14 protein-coding genes are annotated in these 19025 nt (G+C 71.8%); 10 read left to right on the forward strand and 4 right to left on the reverse strand.

Annotated elements, in window-relative coordinates:
• Positions 1-66 precede the first annotated feature (66 nt).
• Entirely contained in the window at positions 67-600 is a 534-nt protein-coding gene (locus tag ACGFRF_RS31850; RefSeq protein ID WP_393745899.1) for a TerD family protein, read from the reverse strand.
• 152 nt (positions 601-752) lie between these two features.
• On the opposite strand from ACGFRF_RS31850, the gene ACGFRF_RS31855 reads away from it, so the two are divergent.
• The 3 genes from ACGFRF_RS31855 to ACGFRF_RS31865 all read left to right on the forward strand — a co-directional run bounded on the left by ACGFRF_RS31855 (position 753) and on the right by ACGFRF_RS31865 (position 3089).
• Positions 753-1358, forward strand: coding sequence for a YdbC family protein (locus ACGFRF_RS31855; RefSeq protein ID WP_393745901.1), 606 nt, complete (start codon positions 753-755; stop codon positions 1356-1358).
• A 153-nt stretch (positions 1359-1511) separates the two neighbouring features.
• Positions 1512-2171, forward strand: coding sequence for a histidine phosphatase family protein (locus ACGFRF_RS31860; RefSeq protein WP_393745903.1), 660 nt, complete (start codon positions 1512-1514; stop codon positions 2169-2171).
• A gap of 12 nt (positions 2172-2183) precedes the next feature.
• Positions 2184-3089: an ADP-ribosylglycohydrolase family protein gene (locus ACGFRF_RS31865; RefSeq protein ID WP_393745905.1), complete on the forward strand. Its 906-nt coding sequence runs from the start codon at positions 2184-2186 to the stop codon at positions 3087-3089.
• 389 nt (positions 3090-3478) lie between these two features.
• Here the strand turns inward: ACGFRF_RS31865 and ACGFRF_RS31870 are convergent, their stop codons facing one another.
• The gene (locus tag ACGFRF_RS31870) at positions 3479-5026 is read right to left on the reverse strand and encodes an MFS transporter (protein ID WP_393745907.1); all 1548 of its coding nucleotides are present in this window, start codon (positions 5024-5026) and stop codon (positions 3479-3481) included.
• Positions 5027-5214: 188 nt separating this feature from the next.
• Here ACGFRF_RS31870 and ACGFRF_RS31875 point away from each other — a divergent pair, with 188 nt between their 5' ends.
• The 3 genes from ACGFRF_RS31875 (at position 5215) to ACGFRF_RS31885 (ending at position 7328) form a co-directional block, all read left to right on the forward strand.
• Positions 5215-5838, forward strand: a complete 624-nt coding sequence (locus tag ACGFRF_RS31875) for a TetR/AcrR family transcriptional regulator (protein ID WP_393745909.1) — start codon at positions 5215-5217, stop codon at positions 5836-5838.
• An 81-nt stretch (positions 5839-5919) separates the two neighbouring features.
• Positions 5920-6621, forward strand: coding sequence for a ribonuclease HII (locus ACGFRF_RS31880; protein ID WP_393745911.1), 702 nt, complete (start codon positions 5920-5922; stop codon positions 6619-6621).
• A 68-nt stretch (positions 6622-6689) separates the two neighbouring features.
• The gene (locus tag ACGFRF_RS31885) at positions 6690-7328 is read left to right on the forward strand and encodes a hypothetical protein (RefSeq protein ID WP_393745913.1); all 639 of its coding nucleotides are present in this window, start codon (positions 6690-6692) and stop codon (positions 7326-7328) included.
• Positions 7329-7745: 417 nt separating this feature from the next.
• On the opposite strand, the gene ACGFRF_RS31890 is transcribed toward ACGFRF_RS31885, so the two are convergent.
• Together ACGFRF_RS31890 and ACGFRF_RS31895 are read right to left on the reverse strand one after the other, a co-directional pair.
• Entirely contained in the window at positions 7746-8366 is a 621-nt protein-coding gene (locus ACGFRF_RS31890) for a hypothetical protein (protein ID WP_393745915.1), read from the reverse strand.
• Positions 8367-8633: 267 nt separating this feature from the next.
• Positions 8634-10799 (reverse strand): RecQ family ATP-dependent DNA helicase, encoded by a 2166-nt coding sequence (locus ACGFRF_RS31895; RefSeq protein WP_393745917.1) that lies wholly within the window; start codon positions 10797-10799, stop codon positions 8634-8636.
• 142 nt (positions 10800-10941) lie between these two features.
• Here ACGFRF_RS31895 and ACGFRF_RS31900 point away from each other — a divergent pair, with 142 nt between their 5' ends.
• From ACGFRF_RS31900 to ACGFRF_RS31915, 4 genes are all read left to right on the forward strand, one after another.
• The gene (locus ACGFRF_RS31900) at positions 10942-12507 is read left to right on the forward strand and encodes a DUF4192 domain-containing protein (RefSeq protein WP_393745918.1); all 1566 of its coding nucleotides are present in this window, start codon (positions 10942-10944) and stop codon (positions 12505-12507) included.
• Between the two features lie 527 nt (positions 12508-13034).
• Complete coding sequence (locus ACGFRF_RS31905; RefSeq protein ID WP_393745920.1) at positions 13035-14975, forward strand: glycogen debranching N-terminal domain-containing protein; 1941 nt, start codon at positions 13035-13037, stop codon at positions 14973-14975.
• A 152-nt stretch (positions 14976-15127) separates the two neighbouring features.
• A complete protein-coding gene (locus tag ACGFRF_RS31910; protein ID WP_393745922.1) occupies positions 15128-15886 on the forward strand; it encodes an NUDIX domain-containing protein in 759 nt (252 codons plus the stop codon).
• Positions 15887-16046: 160 nt separating this feature from the next.
• Entirely contained in the window at positions 16047-18884 is a 2838-nt protein-coding gene (locus ACGFRF_RS31915) for an ATP-binding cassette domain-containing protein (protein WP_393745924.1), read from the forward strand.
• The last annotated feature ends 141 nt before the right edge of the window (positions 18885-19025 follow it).

Consider the following 19025-nt stretch of genomic DNA (forward strand, 5'->3'; position numbering starts at 1 on the left):
CGAGGCTCATGAGGTAAGGGGCGCCGGCAAGAGCCGGCGCCCCTTACTTGTAGGCGACCACGGGGTTCACGGCCGGTGTCCCCTGCCCATGATCCGGGTGAAGGCCGCCGGGTCCTCGTCGAATCCGTGCAGACCGGGACGGAACGTCCACTCGCCGGAGTCGTCGCGTACGAACTCGGCGAACGTCGCGGCGGTCGCCCCGAGGACCGAACCGAAGTCGTCCTCGGCGAGCACGGTGTAGCCCTCCCGGATGCGCATGGCCGGATTCAGGACGTGGGCGAAGGTCCTGTGCCCAGAGCGCTGCTGGATGACGACACCCACCACCACGCGCGCGTAGCGACCGTCGAGACGGTCCAGCTCGAGTGTCATGACCTCGTCCCAGCCGAAGCCCTTGCCGTCCGTGCTGTCCCGGTCGAGGAGGATCGTGCCATCCGGCGAACGGCTGTCGAAGTGCACCAGATAGGCCGGAGCCCCGTACGGGTCTGCGGACAAGAAGGTCGCTGCGACGATGTCGAGATCGGTGGGCGGCTGACCCGCCGGACTGGGATCCCACTTGAGCGCGACCTCGACCTTGCGGATTCCCTTGCTGAAGCCGGTCACCAGGCTTTCCCTTCCCCCTGAAGATCCCTCACCCCCAACTCCCGCGGAGTCAGGCCTGCTTGTCCATCGTGCCACGCGCGCGGGGGCGCACGCGCGGGCGATCTCCACCGGAGCGTGACCGACGCCACGCCCGCTGGCCTTACGATGGCGCGGTGCTGGTCAAGTGGATTCGCTGCACCGTGGTGGACCGCCGCGGCTTCGAGCGGGGGCAGCGGAAATGGGCGGGGCTTCTGGGGGAGCCGGGTTTTCGGGGACAGGGCGGGGGCTGGAGCCGGCAGCGGCAGGGGGTGGCGCACATCTTCGCCTTCTGGGAGAGCCGCGCCTTCTACGACTCCTTCATGGCCCGCTCCCACGACCGCCTGGCGGCCGCCCAGTCCGGCACGTTCAAGGACGCCCAGGTCAAACTCTTCGAGTACCGCTTCGACGTGAAGACGGGTTTCGAGCCGCGGTTCACCGACGCCGATCTGATCCGGGTCGCCCTGTGCCAGGTGCACGAAGAACGCGTGGAGCACTTCACGCTCATGCAGGAGAAGGTCTGGAACCCCGCGATGGCCGGTTCGCCGGGCATGATCCGCGGCATGTTCGCCGAGGCGCCCGAGCCGGAGTTCTTGATCCTTTCGATGTGGCGGTCGGCGGCCGAGCACGGCAAGTACCGCACCGAGCGCATCGAACGCCTCGCCCTGCGAGCCCAGACAGAAGCGGATGTCGCCGCGCTCTCGGGGGACATCGTGGACCTGGAGCCGTCCTGGACGGTCTGAGCCCGGCGCGGATGGGTTTGAAAATCAAATGCACCACCTGGATGTGCCGCACGGGTGTCCGCCAAGCACACCAGACGCTGGATTCGTGTGACCTACGCCGTATGAAGCCCTTACGAGTGCTCGACTTGCCCCCGCTCGATCTAGGGTTTTGGCATGGCACGACCACGGCGCATCGTCCTTGTCCGGCACGGCGAGTCAACCGGGAACATTGACGACTCCGTGTACGAACGCGAGCCCGACCACGCCCTCGCACTGACCGAGCGCGGCCGGCTGCAGGCCGAGGAGACCGGCGAGAGGCTCCGGGAGATCTTCGGCCGGGAGCGCGTCAGCGTGTACGTGTCCCCGTACCGTCGTACGCACGAGACGCTCCAAGCCTTCCACCTCGACCCCGACCTCATACGCGTCCGCGAGGAGCCCAGGCTGCGCGAGCAGGACTGGGGCAACTGGCAGGACCGTGACGACGTGCGCCTGCAGAAGGCCTACCGCGACGCCTACGGGCACTTCTTCTTCCGGTTCCCGCAGGGAGAGTCCGGTGCCGACGTGTACGACCGGGTCGGCGGTTTCCTGGAGAGCCTCTTCCGCAGCTTCGAGGACCCGGACCATCCGCCGAACGTTCTCCTGGTGACGCATGGCCTCGCGATGCGACTGTTCTGCATGCGCTGGTTCCACTGGACGGTCGCGGAATTCGAGTCGCTGTCGAATCCCGGGAACGCCGAGATGCGGATGCTCGTTCTGGGGGAGGACGGCAAGTACACACTCGACCGGCCCTTCGAGCGCTGGCGTGAGCCGGTGCCGTACTGGGTCAGCGGATAGAGTGGCAGAGCGATGACCGCTGACTCCTCTTCCCTCGGGCGCCTGGAGCGCGCCCTGGCGAGCCTGCGCGGACTGGCCGTGGGGGACGCCCTGGGCTCCCAGTACTTCGTGCCGGTGAACTACCCCCTGCTGAAGCGACGTGAGCTGCCGGCGGGCCCCTGGCAGTGGACGGACGACACCGAGATGGCCTGCTCCGTGGTCGCCGTTCTCGCCGCGCACCAGCGCGTCGACCAGGATGCGCTGGCCCGCTCCTTCGCCGAGCACCATGACTTCGACCGGGGCTACGGACCTGCGGTCAACCGGCTGCTGCGCCTGGTCCGGGAGGGTGAGGACTGGCGTGAGCTGGCCGCCGGGCTCTTCAACGGACAGGGGTCCTGGGGCAACGGCGCGGCGATGCGGATCGCTCCTCTGGGTGCCTGGTACGCGGACGATCCGGAGCAGGCCACCCATCAGGCCGAGATCTCGGCGTATCCCACGCACCAGCACCGGGAGGCCGTGGTCGGGGCCATGGCCGTCGCCGCGGCCGCCGCACTGGCCGGCTCGCCGGGCGGGCCGCCCACCCCCGAGGCGCTGCTGGACGGAGTCATCGCCCTGGTGCCCAAGAGCGCGGTCGGCCAGGGCCTGCGCCGCGCCCGTGACATGCTCGACTACGGCGATGCGGCCACCGTCGCGGCTGTCCTGGGGTGCGGGCGGCGGACGACGGCCCACGACACCGTCCCCTTCGCCGTGTGGTCCGCCGCGCGGAGCCTCGGTGACTTCGAGACGGCGTTCTGGACGACCGCCCAGGTGGGTGGGGACGTCGACACGACCTGCGCCATCGTGGGCGGCGTGCTCGCCTCTGGTAAGGCGGGGGCGCCGCCCACGGAATGGGTCGAGCGGACCGAGGCACTGCCGGAGTGGGTGCCCACGGGCCTCTGAAGGGGCGGTACGCGGGCGCCCGTACGTCGGTCCGGTCCCCGCGCTGACTCCTTGGCCCGCGCTGCTCCGAGTCCCTGACCGGCACTGATGTCCGGCCGTGTCGACCGGTGCGTAAACTCTCCGTGCTCGGCGGGAACTCTCCGTGACCGCCGCCCGTTCTTCGTGTATCCGCGGCAGGTCGTTCCGGCGTCGGGGCCGGGCGGAGAGGCGGGCATTGGTGTCTGAGGGGGTGTGCGATGGCTTCGGTGTGGCTGGGTCTGCTGCTGGTTCCCGTTCTGGTTGTGCTGTCGTCACGGGCGGTCGCGGTGCGGCCGGCCGGAGCGCCGCATGTGCCCTCTGGGCCCGGGCAGCGGTCCGGCCGGCCGTGGCTCCGCGCGGCTCGGGGCGGGTCAGCCGATGCCCGGGCCCGCTATGCCGGCGAGGGAGTCGAGATCGCTCTTGCGGACCCTGATCACCAGCCAGGCGGTGAGGAAGGCCAGAGCGGCCATCGCGGCAGCGGGGACGAAGGCGGTGGAGATACCGTGCGCGAGGACCTCGTGCCCCCAGGGCGCGGGCAGCTGGTGCGTCTTGGCGAACTGTGCCTTCTGCTCAGGCGAACCCTCGGCGAGGAACTTGGGCAACTGCTTCTCCGCCTCGTCCTTCCCGGCCGAGCCGAAGACGGTGGTCAGGATGGACAACCCGAGCGAACCGCCCACCTGCTGCGTGGCGTTGAGCAAGCCGGAGGCCGCGCCCGCCTCATGCTGGGCGACACCGGTGACGGCGGTCACGGTGGCCGTCACGAAGTTCAGGCCCATGCCGAGGCCGAACACCAGCATCGGGCCCAGGACCCCGCCGACATAGGAGCTGTCGGGCCGGATGAAGGTCTGCCACACCAGCCCGATCACCACGAGCGCCGAGCCGACCACCATGAACGGCTTGGGGCCGAACGTGGGCAGGAAGCGCTGGGACACGCCCGCGCCGACCGCGATCGCGACCGTCACCGGGAGGAAGGCCAATCCGGCCTTGATGGCGCTGTAGCCGAGGACGTTCTGCACGAACAGCACTATGTAGAAGAACATGCCGAACATCGCCGCGGCCAGGCACAGCATGATCACGTAGGTGCCCCAGCGGTTACGGTCGGCGAACATCCTGAGCGGGGTGATCGGCTCTTTCGCCCGCTTCTCCGTGAAGACGAAGGCCAGCAGCAGCACCACGGCCGCGACGAACGAGCCGATGGTGAGGTCGTCCCGCCAGCCGTCCTCCGCGGCGCGGATGAACCCGTAGACCAGCAGTGCCATACCTGCCGTCGAAGTCACCGCACCGGCGATGTCGAAGCGTCCGGGATGCCGCTGGGACTCAGTGATGTACAGCGGTGTGAGCGCCGCGATCAGTACGCCGATGGGCACGTTGACGAACAGCACCCACCGCCAGTCGAGCCAGTCGGTGAGCATGCCGCCCGCGAGCAGCCCGATGGCCCCACCGCCCGCGGAGACGGCGGCGAACACGCCGAAGGCCCGGTTGCGTTCAGGGCCTTCGGGGAAGGTCGTGGTGATCAGTGCCAGCGAGGTCGGGGACGCGATCGCGCCCCCGACGCCCTGCAGGGCGCGTGCGGCCAGCAGTTGCCAGGGTTCCTGGGCGAGGCCGCCCAGCAGCGAGGCGAAGGTGAACAGCAGGATGCCGGTCATGAACACCCGGCGGCGGCCGAGGATGTCACCGGCCCGCGCGCCGAGCAGCAGCAGTCCGCCGAAGGTGAGCGTGTAGGCGCTGACCACCCAAGTGAGATCGGTGGTACTGAACTTGAGCGCGTCTTGAATGTGCGGGAGCGCGATGTTCACAATCGTCGCGTCGAGTACCACCATGAGTTGGCAAGCCGCGATGACGGTGAGTGCGATGCCGGGATGCCCCTCCCGTCGGGCAGCGCCCGGTTTCTGGTGTTTGAGCAGCTGAGAGGTCGTCACTATGGGTCCCCCATAAAGGCATTAGTGAACGCTCGCGTTCACTGTCGCGTCCACGGTAGTGAGTCCCCAACAGTGAACGCAAGCGTTCACTTAATCGCGCGCCCCGCATCGCGTCCCCCTGTTGCTGCTGCGTGGCGCCCCCCGTTGCCCCGGAACCCCCGCTTCCCATGCATGCTGGAGAAAAACAGATGGCTACCTCGCGCTGGACGGCCTCCCCTGCCAGGACGGCTCCCCCTCGCCGGCGTGGTGCGGTGCTGGAGCGTGCGATCCTGAACGCCGCTCTGGAACAGCTCGGCGAGGTCGGCTGGAAGGGTCTGACCATGGAAGGCGTCGCGGCCGGCGCCCAGACCGGCAAGGCCGCGGTCTACCGCCGTTGGCCCTCCAAGGAGGATCTCGTCGCGAACGCGCTGGAGGCCGGGCTGCCTCGGGTCGAGACGGCCCCGGACCTCGGGAGCGTTCGCGAGGATCTCCTCGCCCTGTGCCGGCAGGTGCGGCAGATCATGTACTCCGCCCCCGGTGCCGCTCTGCGCGCAGTCCTTCACGAGTGCGATCAAGTGCAAGCGGAGCGCTTCCAGGGCGTGATCGTGGGAGGGGTGGTGGAGCCGACCGTCAAGCTGCTCCGCGACGTCATCACCCGAGGTATAGAGCGAGGTGAGGTCCGCGCGGACGCGGCGAACGGCTATGTCTTCGATGCCGTCCCGGCCATGATGATGTACCGCTCGAAGGTGTGCGCAAGCGAATGGAGCGATCGAGAACTCGAGGGGATGGTCGACCAGCTGATGCTCCCGCTGCTGCGTCGCCACGGGGGCTGACCGCTCAGGTCGGCGATCTTGGTACTGGTCCGGCGACCGGGGTGTCGCGTGACGATCCCGGCGGCGTACCCTAAGGGCGCCATGCCGTACGAACCGCCTACTCACACCGTCGAGCGCTCCCTGCGCGCCACGACCGGAGCGAAGGTCATTGCCGGTGTCGACGAGGTGGGGCGCGGCGCCTGGGCCGGACCCGTCACCGTCTGCGCGGCGATCACCGGCCTGCGCCGCCCGCCCGAGGGCCTCACCGACTCCAAACTACTGACGATCAGGCGGCGTACGGAACTGGCCGAGATCCTGCGGACATGGGTGACGGCCTACGCGCTGGGGCATGCTTCCCCCGAGGAGATCGACGACCTGGGGATGACGGCGGCGCTGCGGCTCGCCGCAGTCCGTGCCCTGGATGCTCTGCCGATCCGCCCCGACGCCGTCATCCTCGACGGGAAGCACGACTATCTCGGTGCCCCGTGGCAGGTGCGCACGGTGATCAAGGGTGACCGTTCGTGCGTGGCCGTCGCGGCGGCGTCGGTGATCGCCAAGGTTCAGCGCGACAAAATGATGGCCGAACTGGGTATCGACCATGCAGACTTCGCCTTTGCGGACAACGCCGGGTATCCGTCGCCCGTGCACAAGGCCGCACTGGAGGAGCGGGGGCCCACCCCGCATCACCGGTTGTCGTGGGCGTATCTTGATGCGTTGCCTCAGTGGCGGCACCTCAAGAAGGTCCGCAGCTGGGTGGACGGAGGCGTTCCGGAAATCGAGGGTCAGCTCGGCTTCGATTTCTGACGATTCCGCTCGCACTGATGTGCCACCCGGTCATCCGCGCCGCACCAACGTTTGATAAAAATCAGCTCATGCCTCTCATTCCCGAGGAGCCTCAGATTCACGAGAGTGCCCAGGGTCCCCGCGCCACTCCGGCCAGCGGCCGCACCGCGCCGACCCCCCGCCCCGTACCCGGCCCCCGCCCCGCGGCTCCGTCGCGCCCCGGTCGTCCCGGCCCTTTGCGGCCCACGCCGCCGGTGCAGCGCACGCCGCGTGACGTGGCTCCGGCCAAGCCGGGCCCGTCCGGCCCGGCCGCTCCCGCCGCACCTACGGCGACGGCGAGTCCCCAGATCCAGCTGATCCCGGCCTCTGCCGAGGGCGCGCTCGACGCCGCGGAAGAGGCGGTGGACCTGCTCCTGGACTCGGGTCGCGCCCCCGGCGACGTGCTCGTGCTCACCACCGGTGCCCAGCACCCGTGGGCCGAGCACGAACTGTCCTTCGGTGAAGCCTCCTACTGGGCCCAGCACGACGCCGGCGACGACGTCTTCTACGCGGACGCCACCATCGCCGCGCGCGCCGCGTCCCGCCCCGTGGTCGTCGTGGCCGTCAACGGAGGCCCCGCATCCGCCGCTGCCGCCGCCCTCCCGCTGGCCCACTCCCGGGCCGGTGCGCTGCTGATCGTCTGCGGCGACCCGCAGCAGATCAACTCGGTGCTGGGCGCCGGCGTCTGAGCCGCGTACGGCGGCTCGGGGCACCGGGCTGACGTAGGAGCCGCGCCGAGGGTTTCCGCACGGTGCGGTATGTGGCGTACTCGCAGGTCCTGGCGTGCTCGGACGGCCGGCGGCTGCCTCACCCGTGGGGCATCTCTCGGCCAGTCCGGCGGGCCGGCAGCGAGCAGCGGTGGCAAGCGGACCGGCCCAGGTCGCCGCACCGGGACCCGCCGAGGCCGCGCCCTGAGCCGTACCCGCGTAGCCGTACGGAGAGCACTGAGAGTGGATCTCGTACGGCCGCGGGGCGCATCCAGGAGCCGACCTGTGCTGCTCGGCGCCCCGATCACGCGCGCCCCCGGTGTGGCGGTCAGATGCCGGCTTTCCTCCCGTGCGCAGGTCGGCGGCGCCGATGGCCGCACTGTACCGGTGCCGCGCTCCTCAACGTGCTGCAGCGCGGCGCAGTACTTCGGAGACCGGGCCGCCGGTGCGGGGAGTGAGTGGCGGGGACTCCGACATGGCGAAGGACTCCGGCTCGGAGTGAGCGTTGGGCCGGCGTCCGCCGCGTCCCTCGCCGAGCACCTGCCAGCCTTCGTGAGTCAGCGTGATGTACGCCCCGCACCGCAGCCCGTGCAAGGTGCAGGCGTCGCGCAGCCCCCACATCCAGGCCCCGTCCTCCTCCGTCCAACGCCCGTCTCCCTCACGGCAGTACAGCAGTACGGCCGTACGGACGGGGGTGCGGCGCCGTAGGTCGTGCGGAATGACCCGGCGCAGCTGGTCCAGGAGCGCGTTGCGGAACATCCAGCCGTCGGCCAGGACGGGACGGCGGGTGAACGAGGCGCTGGCACGCAGCCTCTCGTCCGGATCGAGTACGGCCACGATCGCCGTGGACGGCTGCGGGTGATGGCGGGCGTGCAGCCCGCTGACGACCTCACGGGGGTTGCGCAGCAGGGGGATTCCGGCGGCAGCCCACTCCGCCGGCTCGAGCAGGCGACTGGCGGAGGCGGCGGACGCGGACGTCGACAACGAGGCCGCCGAGGACGAGGCGAATCCGAAGGTCACGTTCCTCCCTTCGGCTACGCGCCCATACTGCGGGCGAGGTCGGATTCGGGGGAGCGCGCACCGCAGCGAAGCCCAACCGGAGCAGGGACCAGCCGTGCGGGGAGCGGATCTCAATTCTTCCTGCCGAACTACAAAGCGGCAACGAGCAATTGGCGTCACCGCCGGTTATCTGGTGGTGCGGGGTTTATATCCCTACCCACCGGGCGGGCCGATGACGCCTGAGGCGCCGGGTCACGTCACGTTCCGTTGTCTCCGGCGGTCGCGGGGTCATCCCTGGACGGCGAGGACCAGTGGCAACACCCCCCGCGCACCGGACCTCCTGAGCAGGCGGGCCGCGACCGCGAGCGTCCAGCCCGTCTCCGTGAAGTCGTCGACCAACAGGACGGGCCCCTGAGCCTCGGCGAGCGCCGACGCGAGGGCGGGCGGCACCGTCAACGCGCCGTCGAGGGCCTTGAGCCGCTGCGCGCTGTTGCTGCGCGGCACCCGGGGCACCTCGTCGGCGTATTCCACGGAGCCGAGCAGCGGAAGCCGGCCGATCTCGGCGATCCGGGCACCCAGGGACTGGATCAGCCGGGGCCGGGTGCGCGAGGCGATGGTGACCACACCCACCGGCCGGGCCTGCGCATCGGACCCGCCGGAGGCCCAGCCGCCGGGTCCCCTGGCCCAGTCGGCCAGCACGTCGACCACGGCTCGCGCCACGTCGTCCGGCACGGGCGCATCCGGTGTCCGGGGCGCGAAGAGGGGGCGCAGCCGATTGCCCCAGCCGATGTCCGACAGCCGCCCCAGAGCCCGTCCCTGCGACGCCTGTTCACCGGCCGGGATGCGGCCCTTGAGATCGATGCCGATGGCCGGCAGGCCGGTCGGCCACATCCGCCGGGGGTCCACCTCCACTCCCGCACGGCCCAGGTCGCTCCGTGCGGCGTCCAGTGCCGCCGTGGACATGTCGGCGGTGAAACGCGGGCCCGCGCAGTTGTCGCAACGGCCACACGGTTTGGCGCCCTCGTCGTCCAGCTGGCGCTGCAGGAACTCCATCCGGCACTCCGAGGTGGACGCGTACGCACGCATCGCCTGCTGCTCGGCCGCGCGCTGCCGGGCGACCCAGTCGTAGCGCTCGGCGTCGTACGACCAGGGCTGTCCGGTCGCGATCCAGCCGCCCTTGACCCGCCGCACCGCCCCGTCCACGTCGAGGACCTTCAGCATGGTCTCCAGCCGTGAGCGGCGCAGCTCGACGAGGGGCTCCAGCGCGGGCAGCGACAGGGCTCCGTCCGCCCGGGCGAGGACGTCCAGGGTGCGTCGGACCAGGTCCTCGGAAGGGAAGGCCAGCGAGGCGAAGTACTCCCAGATCGCCTCGTCCTCCTTGCCCGGCAATAGCAGTACCTCGGCGTGCTCGACGCCACGGCCGGCCCTGCCCACCTGCTGGTAGTAGGCGATGGGGGAGGAGGGCGAGCCGAGGTGGACCACGAAACCGAGATCGGGCTTGTCGAAACCCATACCGAGCGCGGAGGTGGCGACCAGGGCCTTCACCCGGTTGGCGAGCAGATCGTCCTCGGCCTGTTGCCGTTCGGCGTTCTCCGTCTTGCCCGTGTACGAGGTCACGATGTGCCCGCGCTGCCGCAGGAAGGCGGTGACCTCCTCGGCGGCGGCCACGGTGAGCGTGTAGACGATGCCCGATCCCGGCAGGTCGTCGAGATGGTCGGCGAGCCAGGCCATCCGGTGCGCGGCGTCCGGCAGACGCAGCACGCCGAGGCTCAGGCTCTCCCGGTCCAGCGGCCCGCGCAGTACCAGGGCGTCCGAAGTGCCGCCGGTGCCCAGCTGCTCGGCGACATCGGCGGTGACCCGCGCGTTGGCCGTCGCGGTGGTGGCCAGCACGGGGACGCCGGGCGGGAGGTCGGCGAGCATGGTGCGCAGCCGGCGGTAGTCGGGACGGAAGTCGTGGCCCCAGTCGGAGATGCAGTGGGCCTCGTCCACGACCAGTAGCCCGGTCGCCGCGGACAGCTTGGGCAGGACCTGATCGCGGAAGTCGGGGTTGTTCAGGCGCTCCGGGCTGACGAGCAGGACGTCCACCTCGCCGGCCGCGATCTCGCCCTGGACGGCTTCCCACTCCTCGGTGTTCGCGGAGTTGATCGTCCGTGCGTGGATACCGGCCCGGCCCGCGGCCTCCACCTGGTTGCGCATGAGGGCGAGCAGCGGCGAGACGATCACCGTGGGCCCGCTTCCTCTGGCCCGCAGCAGCGAGGTCGCCACGAAGTACACCGCGGACTTGCCCCATCCCGTGCGCTGCACGACCAGGGCCCGGCGCCGGTCGGCGACCAGCGCCTCGATCGCCCGCCACTGGTCCTCGCGCAGCCGTGCCGTGCCCGTGGCATCCCCGACGAGCCGGGCGAGGACGGCGTCGGCCTGGGCCCGGAGGTCCGCGTTGCTCGTGTGCTCCATGCGGTCCATACAACAGGACGGGACCGACATCCGGGCGGCCGCGGGCCACGGCTGTGGACAACCGAGACGGTCTTGTCGTGTCCCTGATTCGACTTATCCACAGACTCAAGCGGAGTCTCAAGATCCGCGAGATCGTCTGCGCATGACGAATCACAGCGAAACGACCGGACCCTTCGAAAACAGCGACCTCTCGGGACGGGAGCCGTCGACCGCAGCGTCCGCACACGACACGCAGGTCACCCTGCGCACCCCGGCCGAGCTGGCCGACGCCCTGCCCTACCTGCTCGGCTACCGCCCGGAGGACAGCATGGTGCTGGTCGCCCTCCACGACCGCGAAGGCAAGGGCAGGTTCGGAGGGCGGGCCAGGCTCGGCATCCCCGCGAGCGAGGAGGACTGGGAGGCGGCCGCACGACAGCTGGCGCATGGACTGGTGACCGGCAGCGAGCGGCGCGGCGCCCGGCCGGAGCAGATGGTGGCCTACGTCTGCCAGGAACCGGCCCCGGGCGAGTCGGGCCGGGACGTCAAACGCCGACTCGAGAGGCTCGCCCACGTGCTGCGCGTCGAGTGCGGCAACCTCGACGTGCCGGTCATCGAGGCACTGTGCATCTCGGACGGCCGTTTCTGGAGCTACTGCTGCCCGATCGAGGGCTGTTGTCCCGAGGACGGCTCGCCGATGGGCCTGCCCGGCACCTCCGTGCTGGCCGCCGCCGCCACCTACGCCGGCATCCAGGTCCGCGGCACCCTCAGGGAGCTGCGCGCCAGGCTGCAACCCTGGGAGACCACCGCGGCGCTGGAGCAGGAGATCGCGCTGGACGCGGCCGGCATGGCCCTGGTGCCCCGCATCCTGGACGAGGCGACCCGCGCGGACGTCGCGGAGGAGACCCTCGCCCTCGCCGAGCGCGTCATCCGCCGCTTCGCCGCAGCGGCGCCGGTGTCCGGCGCGCATCCTGCCGACCTGCGCGACGACGACCTGCTCGGCCATGACGAGGCGGCGACGCTCGTTCTCGGACTCCAGGACCGCACGACCCGTGACCGCGCGGCCGCATGGATGGAGGGCGAGGACGCGGGCCCGGCCCTACGGCTCTGGCGCGCCCTGGCTCGCCGCTGCGTCGGCCCCTACGGTGAGCACGCCGCCGCCCCGCTGACGCTGGCCGGCTGGGTCGCCTGGTCGACGGGCGACGAACTGGAGGCCCGTGAGGCACTGGCCATGGCACTGGGCGCGGACCCCGATTACCTCTTCGCCCGCCTGCTGCACCAGGCCTGCAACGAGGGCCTGGACCCGGAGGCGATCCGTCACTGCCTGCGCGCCGAACGCTCGGGACGGGCGCCGGTGGAGACCGTGGAGGATGTCCGACCGGTGACGGAGCCGGCTCGGACCGAGCCTGCCGAAGCTGCGGCCGTGGCGCCCGGATCCGGTGCGCCGACGACGGACGATCACGGTGGCGAACCGGGCCCGGGGACGCGTCCGCGCCGACGTCGCCGAGTGCGGTCCACGGACGGCGGCGACGGGCTTCACGCCGTTCGGCCCACCGGCGGCCGGCGGCGGCCCACCGGCTCCCGTCCCCGACCGTCGGCCACCGAACCCTCACGGCCCGGCACCCGGGCCACGGGCGGCACCCGCAGGTGTGCGGCGGACGCACCCGACGACACGCCCAGTGGCGCCCCGATGAGGAGCGGTCACCGCGAGCAAGAGGGGGACGACGGATGAGCGCGGGATGCCGCCCGGACGGACACGTACCTGTCCGCGCAGCGCAGACCGGGCGGCTCGGGAGCGCGCTGACAAAGATCGCCGCCGCATCGCCAAGCCGCCATTCGGTCGGCTTCCCCGGAGCGAACCGTGACCCCGACGAGTCCCCCTCCGTTCACCTGAGTGGCGGAACGCCTGGACGGGCCGTGCCGCCGCACGACCCTTGTCCCCCGGGGTGCCCCAACGGCCGCTCAGCACGTCCGAGGCGCACCGAGCGCAGAAGAAGCGACCCCATGCACCAGCAGCCGACTCCGCCCGCAGCCGAAGACGAACGTCCGCCCTGGGACAGGCGTGAGCCGTTCCCGACCAGCGGTGCCGACCCGTCCGCACCGGAGACCACCGGTGTCTCGCCGGCGCCGTCTTCGGGCCGGCGTCCCCAGGCCTCGGCCACCCATGGCAACCCCCCGTCCCCGGTCCCCGCCGGAGCCCGTCGACCTGCCCCACCCCCTCCGGCCCGCACCGCTCCAGGCCCCCGCCCGGCGCCCGAGTTGCCGCCCACGCACACCGCGCTGGTCTGTGTCGCTCTGCCCGGCCTCGCCATCTCCGGCGAGCTGGGACAACTGTCCGGACGGGGACTGGACGGCTTCTACCGTGGCGGCAGACGCCTGCTCTCGCGGTGCCAGGTGCGCGTGGCCGGCCGCGAACCCCTGGCCGTGCAGGCCAGGATGACCGGAGCCGACAGCGCCCGCTTCGTGGGGACGCTGCGCGTCTCCCAGGCACCGGGACCCGACCCCGATGTGCTCGTCGAGCGGACGCGCCACGCCGCCGGCACCGAACGGATCACACTGCGCAACGCCACTCTGCGGCACCTGCGCCTGCCCGTCGAGGTCGCCCTCGGTACAGACCTCGCGGAACTCGGCACCATCGCCTCCGGCCGTGCGGGCCCCGAACTCCCCGCCACGGTCCGCGACTCGGGCCTGCGCTGGGCCACGGCCGGCGCCGCCGCCTGCGTCACCGCCGACCCGCCACCCTCCGACGCCCTGGCGTCCGCCGGGCTGCTGCGCTGGGAGCTGGACCTGCCACCGAGCGGGACGGCAGTCGTCGAACTCAGGGTGCGACCCGACGGCGCGGGTCCGCTGCGGGCCGCGGGGCATGCCGCGACCAGCCCACTCGCACCTGCCCGCGCGGCCGGTGACGATCCCCGGGTGGCCCCCCTGCTGCACGCGGCCGTCGCCGACCTCCAGGCGCTGCTCCTGCGCGACCCCGCGCACCCTGCCGACGTCTACCTCGCCGCCGGTGCGCCATGGCGCTGCGGACTGTCCCCCGGCGAAGCCCTCGCCGCCGCCCGCATGACCCTGCCCCTGGGCACCCGCCTCGCCGCCGGCACGCTGCGCACTCTGGCCCGCACCCAGCTCCCGGGCCCTGGACCCCAGGCCGGCATGATCCCGGGGCCACGACGCGACGCCGGCCCGCTCCTCCCACCTGGCTGCACGGGAACGGAGGCCACGCTGCTCTTCCCCGTCCTGCTCGCCGAGGCCCGCCGCTGGGGACTTCCCGAGCGGGAGACGCAGGAACTGCTGCCCGCGGCCGAACGCTGCCTGACCTGGCTGCGCGCCACCGTCGGCGACGGCACCTACCTCCACGACCCGCGAGCCGCGGGGCCGGCCCGCTGCGAGACTCAGGCCCACGCGTACCGCGCGGCGCTGCTGGGCGCCGATCTCCTCGACGCCTGCGCCAGACCGGGCGCCACGGAGTTGCGGCAGTGGGCGGAGACCATGCGGTCCGCCTTCCGGATCGACTTCTGGCTCGAGGACCACGGCGGCGGCCGTCCCGCCGCGGCCCTGTCGCCGGACGGCCGCCCCGTGCCGCACTTGGGCTCCACCGCAGTCCACCTGCTCGACACCGGGCTGCTCGGCTCCGGCCGGCTCGCTCCGGGCCTGCTGGACAAGGTGCAGACCGAACACCTCGCCAGGCTGTTCGGCGGCCCCGCCATGGACGCGGGCTGGGGGCTGCGGGGTCTTGGCACCAAGGAGGCGGGACACAACCCGTTCGGCCACCGCAGCGGAGCCGTGCGGGTCCACGAGAGCGCGCTCGCCGTCGCCGGACTGGCCGCCGCCGGTTACGAGAAGGAAGCCGCCGGCCTGCTGAGAGGGCTGCTGGAAGCAGCGGCACACTTCGACCACCGGCTGCCCGAGATGTTCGCCGGCGAACAGCGTGCCGCCGGCAGTGCTCCCCTCCCGCATCCGGCGGCCTGCCGACCTGCGGCCACCGCCGCGGCCTCGGTGGTGCTGATGCTCACCGCTCTCGCTGGTATCCGCCCCGACGCCCCCGCCCGCACGGTCACCCTGCGCCCGGTGCCGAGTGCCCCGCTCGGAGAACTCGGCCTGACGGGGCTGCGCGTCGCCGGCGCCCCCTTCGCCGTGCGGATCAGCCGGCTGGGACTCGCCATGGTCGAGGAGGCTGCGGACGGCCTGCAACTCGGCGTGTGACCCCGGGCAACGGGCAGCGTGACCTCGTACGACGCGACGGCCACGACGTACAGGAGCCGGCCCTGCGCCCCGGACCGGAGTGAAGCGGAACCACGACCGGTGCGGCCGACGAAGGGAGTGTTTATCGTCAGGCAGACGACTATGATCGCCGCATGCCCTACGACCCGTCAGCCTTTCCGCCCTTCGCCGTCACCGTGGACCTGGTCGTGCTGACCGTGCGCCGCCATGCGCTGTGCGCGCTGGCGGTACGCCGCGGCGAGCCCCCCTTCCAGGGGCGCTGGGCGTTGCCCGGCGGCTTTGTACGGGCCGACGAGGACCTGTCCCAGGCGGCGGCGCGTGAGCTGGCCGAGGAGACCGGGCTGCGTGCCCACGATCCCTCGGTCCCGGCCCAGGACAACGGTGCCCATCTCGAGCAGCTCGCCACCTACGGCGATCCCAAGCGGGATCCGCGCATGCGCGTGGTCAGCGTCGCGCACCTCGCACTGGCGCCCGACCTTCCTCCGCCACGCGCGGGAGGCGACGCCAGCAACGCGCGCTGGGCACCGGTGGAGGAACTGCTTCAGCAGGGCGGTTACGGCCGCGACGGTGAGCCCGTGGCACCCCTCGCGTTCGACCATGCCCAGATCCTCTCCGATGGGGTGGAGCGGGCTCGGTCCAAGATCGAGTACTCGTCGCTGGCCACCGCGTTCTGCCCGCCCGAATTCACCGTCGGAGAGCTGCGCCGGGTGTATGAGGCGGTGTGGGGTGTTGCCCTCGACCCGCGCAACTTCCACCGCAAGGTCACCGGAACCCCCGGGTTCCTCGTCCCCACCGGAGGTACGACCACCCGCCAGGGCGGCCGGCCGGCCCAGCTCTTCCGGGCCGGCGGCGCCACCCTGCTCAATCCCCCGATGCTGCGCCCCGAGGTCTGAGGCGCAGCGCGGGGACCCCTGCGGCACCAGGTAGGCCGGCGTGTGAGCCGGGTCCCGGTTCCATCGAACGGCGGACACGGAGACGGCGGTCAGCGCGGCACTCGGTAATAGATCGCGCTATACACCAAAAATCCGGACATAGCGCGCTATCTTGCTGCAGGTGATCCAGGCCTTCGGACTGACCAGCAACCCCCGCAAGGCGCACCCGCCCGCCGTCGACGACGTCTCCTTCGAGGCGCGCGCCGGGCATGTCACCGCGCTCCTCGGCGGCTCCGGCGCGGGCAAGACGACGGCGCTCAGACTGATGCTCGAGCTCCAACCGGGACGAGGTATCACCTACTTCCGAGGACGGCCCCTCCACCAGATCGCCCATCCCTCGCGGGAAGTCGGCGTGCTCCTCGGTGACGTGCCCGGTCACCCGGCGCGCTCGGTCCGCGGCCACCTGCGGATGCTGTGCGCCTCGGCCGGAGTTCCCGCACGGCGCGCCGACGAGGTCCTCGAAGTGGTCGGCCTCGTCAGCCTCCGCGAGGAGTGCCTCGGCACGCTGTCGCGCGGCATGGACCGCAGACTCGGCCTGGCCTGCGCCCTCCTGCCCGACCCCCACACCCTCGTCCTGGACGAACCAACCGACGGTCTCTCCGCCCGTGAGGCGCAGTGGCTGCACAGCATGCTGCGCGCCCACGCCCACCACGGCGGCACCGTGCTGTTCACCACGGCCGACCCCAAGGAGGCCGCGCGCACGACCGACCGGGTCGTCACCCTCGACGGCGGCAGACTCGTCGCCGATCAGGAGGCCAAGGAGTTCGCCCGCACCCGGCTCCGCCCGCGCGTGGCCGTCCGCAGCCCTCACGCGGCGCGCCTCGCGGCCGTGCTCACCAAGGAGGCCCGTGCCGCCCGCCGGTCCGTAGAGGTCGTACGCGAGGACGGCAACCGCCTTTCGGTGTACGGCAGCACGACCGCCGACATCGGCGAGACGGCGTTTCGCCACGGCATCCTTGTCCACCAACTGGCCGACGAGGTGGGAGACATGGGCCCGGGTGCCGGTGCCGTGCCGGGAAGCGAGACGGAGGCCGACGGCGCGGGGCCGGCTCAGCGCGAGTCGCCCGTATCGGACTCACCTGCGGCGGCCCAGGAGCGAGCCCCCTCGGACGCCTGCCCGGCGGAGCGGGACGCTGCCGAGCCTGACTTCTCTTCGGAGGACAACTTCTCTTCGGAGGAGAGGGAGCAGGCAGTGGCGGACGGGCCGCCGATGGACCACGGACAGACCGCGTCCGGCTCGTCGGCGCCGGAACCGGCCCGTGCCACGCTGGGCCGCTCGTCCGTGGAGCAGAGTCGAGCCGCTGTGGACGTACCGATGGTGGACCGGGAGCACGCGGAATCCGCCTTGCCGACGGCTGACTGGGAGACCGCGCGGCTCGGCCTGCCGACGACGCAGCCAGACGGCGCGGATCGTGCCGCGTCGGCGACGGAGTCCCACAGCGCGGAGTGTGGCTCGTCGGCGACGGACACAAGCACCTCGGCACTCGAGGTGTCCCGCTCACTGCTCGATGCGTCCCAGCCGGAGCAGGAGACGCCGGCGTCAGACGGCGCGTCGGGGGAGCGGGGCGTCACGGTGTCAGGCGTCCCGGGGGACGAGCGTGATTGCGGCCCAGAGGGCCTCTCGGCGCCGGACCATGCCGTGGCCCGCCTCTCCGCGGACCAGGCAGCGTGGACCGTACCGGCCGACGAAGACCGGACCGTGTCCGGGGCCGGCGCATCCGAGCGCACGCGGACCGGCCACGGCGAGCGGTCGTCGCTCGGGGAAGACCCCGGCCACGCGTCCGCGCCGGAGCACTCGGAGATCACCGCCCCGGACGAGAGTGCGTCGTCGGCCACAGCGGTTCCCGGTACCGGCGAAGTGGCGGCTCATGATGTCGTCGGCGTCGGTGGTGAGGCAGCTCCGGCCAAGGTGGCCGCGGAGGCCGACGGCAGCCGGTCCGCCGAGGCGACGGCCGCGTCGAGCACCGGCCAGGCCAGGGTCTCGGCGTCCGTGGAAGCGCAGACCGGCAGCGCGAGCAGCGCCTCGGCGGGCATCCCCGTCACCCGAACCCGCCTCCCTGGCGCCAGGAATCCCGTCGCCAGGGATCCGGGCACCAGCAAGCCGGAGCCCAGCCGCGCCGTACGTCCGGAGGGTGGGCACACGGTCGATACCCTCTCCCCCCTCCCACCCCCCATCTCCGTCCGCCCCGCCCGCACCCCCCTCCGCCCCCTGTGTTACGAGATCCGGCGCGCCACCGGAATCGGCACCGGCTTCCTGACCTGTGGTGCCGTGCTGGTGGTGTCCGCGCTCACGGCCGTGGTGCTGGCCCGGATCGGCCATACCCCGCAGGCGCGGCTGTTCGCGGCGTGGCCGCGGGAGCTACCGCTGCCACCCGCGGCGTTCGCGGCGGGGCTGCTCGGTGCGCTGGCCTTCGGGGACGAGTTCCGCTACCCCGCCCTGGCCGCGGACCGCGGCACCGTGCCCCGCCGACTGGGGCTGCTGACCGCGAAACTGCTCGTCTCCGGAGCCACCGCGCTGCTGCTGGCCTTCCTCACCGTGGGCTGCGACGCCGAAGTGCTCTATCTCGTCTACGGACGGGAGCTGACCCAAGTTCCCGCGGACTGGCTTTCCGTGACCGCGAGTTGGTTCGGGCTGGTCGTCGGCTGCGCCTGGGCCGGTGTGCTGGCGGCCGGAGTGTTCCGGTCCACCACGGCGGGCCTGGCCGCCGTCCTCGCCGTACCCGTCCTCGTCGTACCGCTCGTGCAGAAGGCGTTGCAGGGTTCCGGTATGCGGATGGCGGCCGGCTTGCCGATGCGGATGCGGGAGGTGCTCCTGCTGCAGTGGCCCTTCGGAGGGGAGCGCTATCTGCTCGCGGCGGTGCGGGTTCTCTCCCAACCCGTGGGCGGAGCACTGCTGTTGGCTTTGGGGGGACTGCTCTGCGCGTATCTGTTCGCGACGCTGCGCGCACGGGTCCGATGACGACTGTCCGAGCGATTCCGGTCCCGCTGTGCGCACAACTCCCCGCAGAAAGCCCATTTCTTTCCGATAAGGCGTCAATTGCGATGGCGTGAGCGATCACCCTTTCGTGTGCTTTTCACCAAAGACCTCAAGGGAGTTGGA

Source organism: Streptomyces sp. NPDC048521 (assembly GCF_043199855.1).
Taxonomy (GTDB): domain Bacteria; phylum Actinomycetota; class Actinomycetes; order Streptomycetales; family Streptomycetaceae; genus Streptomyces.

Excerpts from the sequence above, each read along its gene's own strand:
- ACGFRF_RS31860 (WP_393745903.1), top strand. The coding sequence starts at position 1,512 with ATGGCACGACCACGGCGCATCGTCCTTGTCCGGCACGGCGAGTCAACC.
- ACGFRF_RS31865 (WP_393745905.1), top strand. The coding sequence starts at position 2,184 with ATGACCGCTGACTCCTCTTCCCTCGGGCGCCTGGAGCGCGCCCTGGCG.
- ACGFRF_RS31875 (WP_393745909.1), top strand. The coding sequence starts at position 5,215 with ATGGCTACCTCGCGCTGGACGGCCTCCCCTGCCAGGACGGCTCCCCCT.
- ACGFRF_RS31880 (WP_393745911.1), top strand. The coding sequence starts at position 5,920 with ATGCCGTACGAACCGCCTACTCACACCGTCGAGCGCTCCCTGCGCGCC.
- ACGFRF_RS31885 (WP_393745913.1), top strand. The coding sequence starts at position 6,690 with ATGCCTCTCATTCCCGAGGAGCCTCAGATTCACGAGAGTGCCCAGGGT.
- ACGFRF_RS31895 (WP_393745917.1), bottom strand. The coding sequence starts at position 10,799 with ATGGAGCACACGAGCAACGCGGACCTCCGGGCCCAGGCCGACGCCGTC.
- ACGFRF_RS31900 (WP_393745918.1), top strand. The coding sequence starts at position 10,942 with ATGACGAATCACAGCGAAACGACCGGACCCTTCGAAAACAGCGACCTC.
- ACGFRF_RS31910 (WP_393745922.1), top strand. The coding sequence starts at position 15,128 with ATGCCCTACGACCCGTCAGCCTTTCCGCCCTTCGCCGTCACCGTGGAC.